General features: G+C 72.5%; 11 protein-coding genes. 1 reads left to right on the forward strand and 10 read right to left on the reverse strand.

The genetic code is table 11. The annotated features are described in order from the left end of the window. The first annotated feature begins 20 nt into the window (after window positions 1-20). Window positions 21-722, forward strand: a complete 702-nt coding sequence (locus ACZ470_RS37555; protein ID WP_468434450.1) for a nucleotidyltransferase domain-containing protein — start codon at window positions 21-23, stop codon at window positions 720-722. Here ACZ470_RS37555 and ACZ470_RS37560 read toward each other — a convergent pair. The 10 genes from ACZ470_RS37560 to ACZ470_RS37605 form a co-directional block, all read right to left on the reverse strand. After that, window positions 719-1,747 (reverse strand): ADP-ribosylglycohydrolase family protein, encoded by a 1,029-nt coding sequence (locus tag ACZ470_RS37560; RefSeq protein ID WP_468434451.1) that lies wholly within the window; start codon window positions 1,745-1,747, stop codon window positions 719-721. The genes ACZ470_RS37555 and ACZ470_RS37560 overlap by 4 nt on opposite strands. Next, window positions 1,744-2,472: an NUDIX hydrolase gene (locus ACZ470_RS37565; RefSeq protein ID WP_468434452.1), complete on the reverse strand. Its 729-nt coding sequence runs from the start codon at window positions 2,470-2,472 to the stop codon at window positions 1,744-1,746. The genes ACZ470_RS37560 and ACZ470_RS37565 overlap by 4 nt, the downstream gene beginning before the upstream one ends. 56 nt (window positions 2,473-2,528) lie before the next feature. Next, window positions 2,529-3,587, reverse strand: coding sequence for a pseudouridine synthase (locus tag ACZ470_RS37570; RefSeq protein WP_468434453.1), 1,059 nt, complete (start codon window positions 3,585-3,587; stop codon window positions 2,529-2,531). Further along, window positions 3,587-4,261, reverse strand: a complete 675-nt coding sequence (gene scpB, locus ACZ470_RS37575; protein WP_468434454.1) for an SMC-Scp complex subunit ScpB — start codon at window positions 4,259-4,261, stop codon at window positions 3,587-3,589. Before scpB ends, ACZ470_RS37570 begins: the two co-directional genes overlap by 1 nt. Further along, complete coding sequence (locus ACZ470_RS37580; RefSeq protein WP_468434455.1) at window positions 4,258-5,304, reverse strand: segregation and condensation protein A; 1,047 nt, start codon at window positions 5,302-5,304, stop codon at window positions 4,258-4,260. The genes scpB and ACZ470_RS37580 overlap by 4 nt, the downstream gene beginning before the upstream one ends. Before the next feature lie 585 nt (window positions 5,305-5,889). After that, a complete protein-coding gene (locus ACZ470_RS37585) occupies window positions 5,890-6,450 on the reverse strand; it encodes a hypothetical protein (RefSeq protein ID WP_468434456.1) in 561 nt (186 codons plus the stop codon). Beyond that, window positions 6,435-7,571, reverse strand: coding sequence for a ParA family protein (locus ACZ470_RS37590; RefSeq protein ID WP_468434457.1), 1,137 nt, complete (start codon window positions 7,569-7,571; stop codon window positions 6,435-6,437). Before ACZ470_RS37590 ends, ACZ470_RS37585 begins: the two co-directional genes overlap by 16 nt. Window positions 7,572-7,983: 412 nt before the next feature. Continuing rightward, a complete protein-coding gene (ald, locus tag ACZ470_RS37595; protein ID WP_468434458.1) occupies window positions 7,984-9,108 on the reverse strand; it encodes an alanine dehydrogenase in 1,125 nt (374 codons plus the stop codon). A gap of 136 nt (window positions 9,109-9,244) precedes the next feature. Then, window positions 9,245-11,302: a tetratricopeptide repeat protein gene (locus ACZ470_RS37600; protein ID WP_468434459.1), complete on the reverse strand. Its 2,058-nt coding sequence runs from the start codon at window positions 11,300-11,302 to the stop codon at window positions 9,245-9,247. 272 nt (window positions 11,303-11,574) lie between these two features. After that, window positions 11,575-12,201 (reverse strand): NUDIX domain-containing protein, encoded by a 627-nt coding sequence (locus ACZ470_RS37605; protein WP_468434460.1) that lies wholly within the window; start codon window positions 12,199-12,201, stop codon window positions 11,575-11,577. Between the last annotated feature and the right edge of the window lie 98 nt (window positions 12,202-12,299).

The raw sequence follows: 12,299 nt of genomic DNA on the forward strand, positions 1-12,299 counted from the left end.
CCCCGCGTACGCTGCCGGGCATGCGCCCCGAGACCCTGGTCGGCGACCACACGATCTACGCCTGCGTGATGGGCTCACGCGCCTTCGGCCTGGCCACGGAGGGCAGCGACACCGACCGCCGGGGCGTCTTCCTCGCCCCCACTCCCCTGTTCTGGCGCTTCGACAAGCCGCCGACGCATGTCGAGGGCCCGGCCGAGGAGCAGTTCAGCTGGGAGCTGGAACGCTTCTGCCAACTGGCCCTGCGCGCCAACCCCAACATCCTGGAGTGCCTGCACTCCCCGCTGGTGGAGTACGCCGACGACACCGGCCGCGAGCTGTTGTCCCTGCGCGGGGCGTTCCTCTCCCGCCGGGTCCACGAGACGTTCACGAGGTACGCCCGCGGCCAGCGCCGCAAGCTGGAGGCCGACGTCCGCACGCACGGCGCCCCGCGCTGGAAGCACGCGATGCACCTGCTCCGCCTGCTCTCCAGTGCCCGCGACCTGCTCCGCACGGGCGCCCTCACGATCGACGTGGGCGAGGAGCGCGAGCCGCTGCTGGCGGTGAAGCGGGGCGAGGTCCCGTGGCCCGAGGTGGAGGCCCGGATGAACCACCTGGAGCAGCAGGCCGAGGAGGCCACCCACCACAGCCCGCTCCCGCCGGAACCGGACCGCCGACGCGTGGAGGACTTCCTCGTCCGCGTCCGCCACGCCTCGGCCCTCCGGGCAGGTTTCCGGGCAGGTTAGGGACGCGCGTCCCAGAGCGCTCCGAGGGCCAGCAGGTCCTCGCGGTACTCGATGCGGTCCGCCCACTCCGCCGGCCAGGCGTCCGCGCCCAGGTGGGCGCCGGCGAAGGCGCCCGCCAGGCAGGCGATGGAGTCGGAGTCGCCCGCGGTGCAGGCGGCGCGGCGCAGGGCGGTGAGGGGTTCGTCGACGAAGAGGAGGAAGCAGAGCAGGCCGGTCGCCAGGGCCTCCTCCGCGATCCAGCCCTCCCCGGTGGCCAGGCACGGGTCGGTCTCCGGGGAGACGGTGCGCACGGCCTCCTGGAGGCGTTCCAGGACGGCCAGGCACTCGCCCCAGCCCCGCGCGATGAAGTGCTCGGGGGTGGGGTCCTGGGCGCGGGTCCACAGGTCGCCCAGCCAGAACTCGTGGTAGCGGGTGCGGTTGTCGTAGGCGTAGGAGCGCAGGAGCCCGATCAGGCCGGTCGGCTCGGCGCCCTCCGCCAGCAGCCGTACGGCATGGGCGGTGAGGTCGGAGGCGGCGAGCGCGGTGGGATGTCCATGGGTGAGGGCCGACTGCAACTGGGCGGCGCCGGCGCGCTGTTCGTCGGTCAGGCCGGGGGCCAGACCGATGGGGGCGACGCGCATGTTGGCTCCGCAGCCCTTGGAGTGGACCTGGGAGGCGTCCTGCCAGGGCCGGTCCTCGCGGGCCAGCAGATGGCAGGCCTTGAGGCAGGTGTTGCCCGGGGCGCGGTTGTTCTCGGGCGAGCGGTACCACTCCACGAACTCCTCGCGCACCGGCCGCTCCAGCCGCTTCGGGGTGAGCAGGCCCCGGTCCATCGCCGTCCGCAGGCCCTTGCCCAGGGCCAGCGTCATCTGGGTGTCGTCGGTGACGATCGCCGGCCTGGGCAGGTCCATCTCCCGCCACGGTCCGAACTTGGCGAGAATCGACGGCACGTCGTTGAACTCGGTCGGGAAGCCCAGCGCGTCCCCCAGGGCGAGTCCCGTGAGCGTTCCTGTGGCGGCGCGCTTGGTGACGGTGGTCGTGGTCATGCGGGGCGTCCTTCCGGGGTCGGCCGGAGCAGCGGCGGGTGGAGGGTGGTGGCGGTGCCCGCGCGGTAGAGCGCGGCGGGTTTGCCCCGGCCCCCGGTGAGGCGCGCGGCGCCGGGGACGGCTTCGACGAAGCCCGGGGTGGCGAGCACCTTGCGGCGGAAGTTGGGCCGGTCGAGGGCGGTGCCCCACACGGTCTCGTAGACCTGCTGTAGCTCGCCGAGGGTGAACTCGGGCGGGCAGAAGGCGGTGGCGAGGCAGGTGTACTCGAACTTGGCGCCGACGCGTTCCCGCGCGTCGGCCAGGATCCGGCCGTGGTCGAAGGCGAGCTCCCGCGCGGAGTCGTACGGCGTCCAGCGGGCCTGGGCGGCGTCGCCGCCGCCGTGCGCCTCGGGGGCGTCGGGGAGCAGTGCGGCGAAGGCGACGGAGACGACGCGCATCCGCGGGTCCCGGTCGGGTTCGCTGTAGGTCCGCAGCTGCTCCAGATGCAGCCCGGACACGTCCGTCAGCCCGGTCTCCTCGCCCAGTTCGCGCCGCGCGGCGCTCTCCGCGGACTCGTCCGGCCGGAGGAAGCCGCCCGGCAGCGCCCACCTGCCGGCGTACGGCTCCTGGCCGCGCTCGACGAGCAGCACGTGCAGCGCGCCCGCGCGGAGGGTGAACACGGCGAGGTCGACGGTGACGGCGAAGGGTTCGAAGGCGTACTTGTCGTAGCCGTCCAAGACCCGCACCCCCTTTAATAGTCGCAGTGACTATTAAAGGGGGTGCGGGTCGGGCGCACAAGCCCTTAGAGGTCGACCTCCTGCATCAGCATGCCGACCTCGGTGTTGGACAGCCGCCGCAGCCAGCCCGACTTCTGGTCGCCCAGGGTGATCGGTCCGAAGGCGGTGCGCACCAGCTTGTCGACCGGGAAGCCGGCCTCCGCGAGCATGCGGCGCACGATGTGCTTGCGACCCTCGTGCAGGGTGACCTCGACGAGGTAGTTCTTGCCGGTCTGCTCCACGACCCGGAAGTGGTCCGCGCGGGCGTAGCCGTCCTCCAGCTGGATGCCGTCCTTGAGCCTCTTGCCCAGGTCGCGCGGGATCGGGCCCACGATGGCGGCGAGGTAGGTCTTCTTCACGCCGTACTTGGGGTGGGTCAGCCGGTGCGCCAGCTCGCCGTGGTTGGTGAGCAGGATGACGCCCTCGGTCTCGGTGTCGAGCCGGCCGACGTGGAAGAGCCTGGTCTCGCGGTTGGTGACGTAGTCACCGAGGCACTGGCGCCCCTCCGGGTCCTCCATGGTCGACACCACACCGGCGGGCTTGTTCAGCGAGAAGAACTGGTACGACTGCGTGGCGACGGTCAGGCCGTCGACCTTGACCTCGTCCTTCTCCGGGTCGACCCGCTTGCCCTGCTCGAGGACGATCTCGCCGTTGACCTCCACCCGGGCCTGCTCGATCAGCTCCTCGCAGGCACGCCGGGAGCCGTATCCCGCGCGGGCGAGCACCTTCTGGAGCCGCTCGCCCTCCTGCTCGGCGCCTGGGAAGGTCTTCGGGAGCTTCACGTCCTTCTTGCCCGCGTACCGGTCGCGGTTGCGCTCCTCCATCCGCGTCTCGTACTCACGCGAACGCCCCGGGGCGGTGCGTCCGCCCCGGCCGCCGCCCTTCTGGGACGACGGCTTGGCGGCGCCGCCACGGCCGGCCTTCGGGCCGTCCTTGGTGGCCCCGGGGCCCACGTCGTAGCGGCGCTCCTCGGGGCGGGGCTTGCGGGGGCGGCCCTGCCCCTGCTTCTGGTCCCTGTTGTTGCCGGCGCCGCGGTAATTACCGCGTCCGCCGCTCTTTCCGCTGCCGCTGCCGCTGCTTCGCATCAAAATTCCGTCGTTTTCGTCATGGGCATGTCCGTCGTGGGACCGTCGTCCGGGTCCGGAGCATCCGGATCGAACGACGGTACGCCTTCCTGTGTCTCGGCCTCGATCGCCTCCGCCTCCGGGAGGAAGGGCGCGAGCTCCGGGAGCTCGTCCAGACCGCGCAGGCCCATCCGCTCCAGGAAGTAGTTCGTCGTCGCGTACAGGATCGCACCTGTTTCGGGTTCCGTGCCCGCCTCCTCGATCAGACCGCGCTGGAGGAGGGTGCGCATCACGCCGTCGCAGTTGACTCCGCGTACGGCGGAGACCCTGCTGCGGCTGACCGGCTGCCGGTAGGCGACGACCGCGAGGGTCTCCAGGGCGGCCTGGGTGAGCCGCGCCTGCTGGCCGTCCAGGACGAAGCCCTCGACGGCCGCGGCGTACTCGGGCCGGGTGTAGAAGCGCCAGCCGCCCGCGACGAGCCGCAGCTCGAAGCCTCGGCCCTGGACGGTGTACTCGTCGGCCAGCTCGCGCAGCGCGTCCGCGACCTGGCGTCTGGGGCGCTCGAGGATCTTCGCCAGGTGCTCCTCGGTCGCGGGCTCGTCCACGACCATGAGGATCGCCTCCAGGGCGGGCCTGAGGTCGAGGTCCGCGACGGTGCGCGGCCCGGCGGGCGTCTCGGTCGTCTCCTCGCTCACGGCTTCCTCTCCTCCTCGGGCTGCTCCGGCGGCCGGTCGAACTCGTCGGTGACGGTGGGCGCGGCGTCCCCGTCCCCGCCGGTCCAGCGCACGGTCAGTTCGCCGAGCGCGGTCTCCTGGTCGAGGGCGACGGCCTTCTCGCGGTACAGCTCCAGCAGGGCGAGGAACCGTGCCACGACGGTCAGCGTGTCGTCGGTGTCCTCGACGAGCGCGCGGAAGCTCGCCTCGCCGAGTTCCTTGAGCCGGGCGACGACGATCCCGGCCTGTTCCTGCACGCTGACCAGCGGGGCGTGGATGTGGTCGACGTACACCTGCGGCTTGGGCTTGGGCTGCATCGCCTTGACGGCGAGCCGGGCGAAGCCCTCGGGGCCGATGCTGATGACGACCTCGGGCAGCAGCTCGGCGTGCTGCGGTTCCAGTCCCACGGTACGGGGGTAGCGCCGGGCCTCGTCGTCGAGGCGCCGGCTGAAGATCTCGGCGATCTGCTTGTACGCGCGGTACTGGAGCAGCCGCGCGAACAGCAGGTCCCGGGCCTCCAGGAGGGCGAGGTCGGCCTCGTCCTCCACCTCGGCGGCGGGCAGGAGCCGCGCGGCCTTGAGGTCGAGCAGTGTGGCCGCCACGACGAGGAACTCGGTCGTCTCGTCCAGGTCCCAGTCGGGCCCCAGGGCCCGGATGTACGCCATGAACTCGTCGGTCACCCTGGACAGCGCGACCTCGGTGACGTCCAGCTTGTGCTTCGAGATCAACTGAAGCAGCAGATCGAACGGCCCCTCGAAGTTCGCCAGCCGAACCTTGAACCGCCCGTCGTCGGCGGCTGCCGGTTCGCCGTCCCCGGCCGGCGGCTCAGGGGCACCGTCCGCGCCCGTCGCCCCGTCGCTATCCGGGGCCGCCGTCGGCACGGGCGGCTCGACGGTGGGCCCGGCGGCTGCCTCCCGCGCGGGCGCGGCGACCGTCGGGACGGGGAGTTCCACCCCGACGCCGACCTTCACCTCGGCCGACTCCAGCGGCACACCGGCCTCGGGGCCCGGCGGTTCGGCCCACACGGCCCGGGCCGCCCTCGCCCCATCCGTCGCGGGGACTCCGGCGGAAACAGCGTCACCCGGCTCCCCGGGCTCCCCGGTCCCGCCGTCGTCAGCCCCCGGCTCGACCGGCGAAGCAGCCGACGCAGGGAGCCCAGCGCCCGTCACGTCCTCGGCCATCCCGGGCGTAAGCCCAGCCTCCGGCTCCGACTCCCCAGCCCCGCCGTCCACGGCCGACGCAGGCAGCCCGGCGCCCGTCACGTCCTCGGCCATCCCGGGCGTGAGCCCAACCTCCGGCTCCGACTCCCCAGCCCCGCCGTCCACGGCCGACGCAGGCAGCCCGGCGCCCGTCGCTTCCTCGGGCGTCCCGGGCGCAGGTCCAGCCGCCGGGTCCGGCTCCCCGGGCCCGGTGATCCCGTCCTCCGGCGGCGTCGCCGTCGGGGGTGGCCCCGCGGGCGTCCGGGTGCCCGTGCGCTCCCCGGGCGCGGTACGCCCGGTGCCCGGGGCGTCCGGTGGCGTACCCGGGCCCCGGCCCAGTGTGCGGCGGCGCGGTGGCCGGGCGCCGGGGGTGGGTGCGTCGTTCGAGGTCATGGCCTCCGCAGGCTACCGCTACCGTCCACGGAGGCGTCGTACGAGGATGCTGGCGTCCCCGCGGCTCTCCAGGTCCGCGAGGACCACGGCGACCGCCTCGCGGACGATCCGGCCGCGGTCCACCGCCAGCCCGTGCTCGCCGCGCAGCACCAGGCGCGCGTGTTCGAGGTCCATCAGCTCCTCGGCGGACACGTACACGGTGATCTTCTCGTCGTGCCGCTCGCGCCCGCTGGGCCGCCGCGCCGACTGACGCCCCCGCTTGCGCGGGGCCGCGCCGGCGCCGTCCTGCGCCGCCTGACGCCGCCCGGAGCCCGCCGCGTCGCGGCTGCGGGACTCGCCGGCGTCGGCCGGCTCCGCGTCCGCCGCGACATGCTCCGCGCCCTCGCCGTCGCCGCCCTGCGCGGGCACCGACTGCGGCGCGTCCTCGGCGGCGGCCGCCGCCGCGTCGCCCTCCCCCGCGGGTGCGGGGACACGGGCGTCACCGTTGGCCTGGCGCCGGGGGGTCGACGCCTGGAGCGCCATCCCCCCTGTCGTACGGAAGAGTTCGTCGGCCCCGGGCAGACTCACTCGGCGTGACACCGGGCGAGCACCTCCCTGGCGAGCTGGCGGTAGGCGGCGGCACCGACGGAGTTGGACGCGTACGTGGTGATCGGCTCACCGGCGACCGTGGTCTCCGGGAAGCGGACGGTGCGCCCGATGACCGTGTGGTAGACGTGGTCGTCGAACGCCTCGACGACCCGCGCGAGCACCTCACGGCTGTGCACCGTGCGCGAGTCGTACATCGTGGCGAGGATGCCGTCGAGCTCCAGGTCGGGGTTGAGCCGCTCCTGGACCTTCTCGATGGTCTCGGTCAGCAGCGCCACACCGCGCAGCGCGAAGAACTCGCACTCCAGCGGCACGATCACCTTGTGCGCCGCGGTCAGCGCGTTGACCGTGAGCAGGCCGAGCGAGGGCTGGCAGTCGATCACGATGTAGTCGTAGTCGTCCATCAGCGGCTTCAGCGCCCGCTGGAGCGTGGACTCGCGCGCGACCTCGCTCACCAGCTGCACCTCGGCCGCCGACAGGTCGATGTTGCTGGGCAGCAGGTCCATGTTGGGGACCGCGGTCTTCAGCAGCACCTCGTCGGCCGCCATGCCCCGCTCCATGAGCAGGTTGTAGACGGTGAGGTCGAGCTCCATCGGGTTGACGCCGAGACCGACCGACAGCGCGCCCTGCGGGTCGAAGTCGACGAGCAGCACCCGGCGCCCGTACTCGGCGAGCGCGGCACCCAGGTTGATGGTCGACGTCGTCTTGCCGACGCCGCCCTTCTGGTTGCACATCGCGATGATCTTCGCGGGGCCGTGATCGGTCAGCGGACCCGGGATCGGGAAGTACGGCAGCGGGCGACCGGTCGGGCCGATGCGCTCACGGCGCTGCCGCGCCGCGTCGGGCGCGAGCGTGGCCGCGTACTCGGGATCGGGCTCGTACTCGGCGTCGGGGTCGTAGAAGTGCCCCTCGGGCAGTTCGTCGTAGTCGGCGAACTGGTTGTGGGGCGCGCCACTTCCGTCGCCGGCCATGGCGTTCACGTGATGGCCATCCATGCTTCGGTGTGCTGGGTGAGTCACCCCTGCTGTCTGGTGACCCTGGTGGGCTGCGAAGGTGCGCACTGCGACGGAGCCGACAGCAGCGAATCCCGCGGGCCCCTGGCCCGGTGCAGGCATTCCTGGTTGACCACCCCCGGGAGTAAATGTCGACTCATTCACAAGTCGTCTTACCTCCTTGGTGACCAGGAAACTTCTAGACAGGTCAGCGTGGCACCATGCCGACGACTGGCGACTCTATGGCGTGTCGGCCGTCCGCAGCAACACAATCCGCCGGACCCGGCCCGATGTGTCGGCAATGAAACATCCCTCTGTCAAGGGCGTACGGCCGTCGCACGGCAGGTTTCACCGGTGTGCGAATCGGTAGAAGGGTTACGTTCGAGGCGAGTTGTGCAGGAATCAGGAAGTGACCATACACACATCCGGCCGGACCTTGTCGGGCAAGGTCCGGCCGGGTACGTGACGTTGACGACCTGTGTTGACGTATCGCCTTTACGGACGGACGACTTGGTCGACTTACCGTCCTGGCGGCTCAGCCGAGCAGCGAGGCGAGCTCGACGTGCTCCAGCCCGTGCGCCTCGGCGACCTCCTTGTAAACGACCTTGCCGTCATGCGTGTTGAGCCCCTTGGCGAGCGCGGGGTCGCGGCGCAGCGCCTCCACCCAGCCGCGGTTGGCGAGTTCGACGATGTACGGCAGCGTGGCGTTGGTGAGCGCGTAGGTGGAGGTGTTGGGCACCGCGCCGGGCATGTTGGCGACGCAGTAGAAGACCGACTCGTGCACCTTGAAGGTCGGCTCGGCGTGCGTGGTCGGGTGGGAGTCCTCGAAGCAGCCGCCCTGGTCGATCGCGATGTCGACAAGGACACTTCCGGCCTTCATGCGCGAGACCAGCTCGTTGGTGACCAGCTTCGGCGCCTTGGCGCCGGGGACCAGCACCGCGCCGATCACGAGGTCGGCGTCCAGGCAGGCCTTCTCCAGCTCGAAGGCGTTGGAGACGACGGTCTGGATCTTCGTGCCGAAGACCTTGTCGGCCTCCTTGAGCTTGTTGATGTCCTTGTCGAGCAGGGTCACGTGGAAGCCCATGCCGATGGCGATCTGCGCGGCGTTCCAGCCGGAGACGCCGCCGCCGATGACGACGGCCTTGCCGGCCAGCACGCCGGGGACACCGCCGGGCAGCACACCGCGGCCGCCGTGGGCGCGCATCAGGTGGTAGGCGCCGACCTGGGTGGAGAGCCGGCCCGCGACTTCGGACATGGGCGCGAGCAGCGGCAGGGCACGGTTGGGGAGCTCGACCGTCTCGTAGGCGATCGCGGTGGTGCCGGACTCCAGGAGGGCGTCCGTGCACTCCTTGGACGCGGCCAGGTGCAGGTAGGTGAAGAGGGTCTGGTCCTTGCGGAGGCGGTGGTACTCCTCCGCGATGGGCTCCTTGACCTTGAGCAGCAGGTCGGCGGCGGCCCACACCTCGTCGGCGGTGTCCAGGATCTGGCCGCCGGCGGCGATGTACTCACCGTCCGGGATCGAGGAGCCGACGCCGGCTCCCCGCTCGATGACGACCTGGTGGCCGTGGCGCACCAGCTCGTGCACGCCGGCGGGGGTGATGGCCACCCGGAACTCGTTGTTCTTGACTTCGCGGGGGATGCCGACCTTCACGTCGATCACGGTCCTTGGCTCAGAGGGTATGGGGATATCACTACACATACCCGGGCACGCACGGGCACACCGGGAGAGACCGCAGGAGAAGGTGCGGCAGAGCCAGTCTAATGAAGGTGTTCCCGCTGTCTAGCCTTTCAATGCATCAATCTTCCGCAGAAGCGCTACGGATTTCGCAGGCGTTAGCACCGTGTTCCGGCTCGGATTCCTCGTCCGGGGCCTCTTCGGCCAGCATGCGCTCGGCCGTGCCCCGGTGCAGCCCGGCCGACGCGGGGTCCCCGAGGTGCTCGAAGGAGTCGGCGATCCGCAGGTGCAGCGCGGCCTGGAGCCGGGTGTCCTCGGCCCGGCGCGCCCACTCGACGGCCTCGCGGCAGGTGCGCAGCGAGTCCTCGATCCGTCCCGCGTACTCCTGCACCCGGGCCAGTTCGCTCAGCGCCCGCGCCTGGGCGGCCACGTCGCCGTTCCTGCGGTGTCCGGCGACCGCCGCGCGCCAGTTGCGCAGCGCCTCGCCGTAGCGTCCGGCGTAGGTGTGGGCGGCGCCGATACGGCCGTAGAGCCGGGCGGCGTCGGCGTGCTCGCCCCGGGCGAGGCGTTCGGTGAGGGCCCGGCCGAACCAGTCGGCGGCCCGGTCGTAGTCCCCGAGCTCCAGATGGGCGCCGCCCACGGATTCCATCGCGCGGCCGGTCGCGTACGGGTCGTTCGCCTCGCGTCCCGCGTCCAGCGCGGCCCGGTAGCGGCCCAGCGCGTCGGCCGTGCGTCCGGTGCGTGCGTCGAGGTCGCCGAGGTTCAGCAGGGCCGCCGCCCGTTCCCGGGGCAGGTTCCGGCGCTCGGCGACGTCGAGGACCAGGCCGTGGACGTCGTACAGGTCGCTCGCGGCGGCCTGGGTGCCGAAGTGCGCCACCATGGCCCGCACCAGCTGGGACATCAGGCGCCGGGCGAGGGTGTCCAGCTCCCCGTCGGCGACCGCGAGCCGCGCGGAGGCCAGCAGGGCGGGGCGGCGCACGCGCAGCCAGTCGGCGGCGGCCCGGGGGGCGGGGAAGCGCAGGGAGCGCGGCATGCCGAGGAGCTTCTCGCGCGCCAGGGGGCTGTCGGTCTCGGTGATCGCCCTGCACGACTGGAGCAGCCGTACGGTCCGCTCCAGCATCCGGGCCCGGGCCAGCTGGAGCTCGGCGGGCCGCTCATGGGTCTCGGCGAGGGCGCTCAGCAGCGGGTGCAGACAGCGGGGCACCTCGTACTGCGGCAGCGCGGAGCCCACGGGGTGCAGCAGTCCGTGGGCGACGAAGTCGTCCAGGGTGGTGCGGGCGGACTCCACCGAGCAGCCGGCGAGGGAGGCGGCGGTGTGCGGGTCGACGAGGCCGGCCGGGGCGAGGCAGAGCAGCCGCAGTGTGCGGGCGGCGGAGGCGGGCAGCGAGGCGTGCACGAGCCCGAGGACCCGGCTGACGACGGTGCCCTGGCCGGTGTCCGCGTGCAGCTGCTTGGCGAGGTCGGCGACGGCGGCCTGGGGCCGGGCGGCGAGCCAGCCTCCGGCCAGCACCAGGGCGGCGGGCTGGCCCTCGCACTGCTCGGCGAGCCGTTCGGCGGCCCGGGGGTCGACCGTGACGCGCACGGATCCGGTGAACCGGGAGAGCACCTCCACCGCGGACTTGGTGTCGAGTCCGCCGAGCGTGCAGGGACGGACGTCGGCGATGCCGGTCAGCGGCCCCGAGGAGACGGCGACGGCCAGGCAGTCCGGGTTGTCCGGCAGCAGCGCGTCGACCTGCTCCGCGTCGGCGGCGTCGTCCAGCAGGAGCAGCACCCGGCGGTCGGCGAGGGCGGCGCGCAGGGCCTCGCTGAGTTCGTCGTCGGCGGCCCCGGCCGGGGCGGGCGCCTCCAGCCCGTCGAGCAGTTCCCGCGCGGCGCGCCCGACGGGCACGCGGGTGCCGTCGGGTTCTCCCAGCCGGACGCGGAGCACGCCGTCGGGGTAACGGTCGGCGACCTGGCGCACGAGCTCCTCGGCGAGGGCCGTGCGGCCGGAGCCGGGCCGGCCGGCGATGAGCAGCACGCGCGCGCGAGGTGCCTTCCGGCCGGAGAGGGTGTCCAGTCCCGCGCGCTCGATGTCGGCGCGCAACTCCTTCAACTCCCTGGTACGGCCCAGGAATCGACCCTCGGGAGGAGCGTCCCGAAGGAGCCGCACACCGTCCGGGTCCACCGCCTGATCCGTCACGGGTCCCACTCCCGTCCCACCGCACGCGCAAACCCGCCGGGGCTCCGGACCGGGCGTTTTCCAGAGCCTAGTTCACGCTCTGCGACGTTCCGTGAGGAGCGCGGCACGGCCCCAGGACACCGCCCGATCGGATCAACCGATCGTAGGACCACCAAACGCCGGAGGGGCTGAATCTCAGCCCCTCCGGCGTTTGAGGAGCGGGGTCCGGGGCGGAGCCCCGGGTTCGGGACGGAAAGGGGCGGCGGGGGCGATCAAGGGCGCCCCCGTCGACGTCACGCCTCGAACGGCCGCGCAGGCCACGGCGCCTGAGCCGGACGCAGCGCGTCCAGGCCGTCCCCGGCCCGCGCGGCGACCAGCGAGAGGACGCCCACCACCAGACAGTTGTTGTGCAGCTCGCCGGCGAGCACGCCGCGCACCAGCTCCTCGACCGGAACCCGGCCCAGCTCCATGTCGGCCTCCTCGTCCTCGACTTCGAAGCGCTCGCCCTCGGCCTCGGACAGCCCCCGCGCCAGGAAGATCCGTACGGCCTCGTCGCAGCCGCCGGGCGTGGTGTAGACGTCGGTCAGCACCCGCCAGTCCTCCGCCTTGACGTGCGCCTCCTCGTACAGCTCGCGCTGGGCGGCGTGCAGCGGGTTCTCGCCGGGCACGTCGAGCAGACCGGCCGGGATCTCCCACAGCTTGTGCCGCACGGGGTGGCGGTACTGGCGCAGGACCAGGACCCGGTCGGCGTCGTCGAGGGCGAGGACGGCCACGGATCCGGGGTGGACCTGGTAGTCGCGGTGGACCACGGTTCCGTCGGGCATGACCACGTCGTCGGTGCGGACGGAGGTCTTGTTGCCCACGAACGGCGTCCCGGTCCCGCGGATCTCCCACTCTTCCGGAGTGTCCTTGATCGTCATGGCTGTCCTTCCCGACGTACGGCGGTCGTGCGCGTGCCGTGCGTGAACATGTGCAAAAAAGCGGCCGGGATGCGCACCTTTTGAAGGTTCGCACCCCG

The sequence above is a fragment of the Streptomyces sp. NPDC031111 genome (assembly GCF_055570675.1).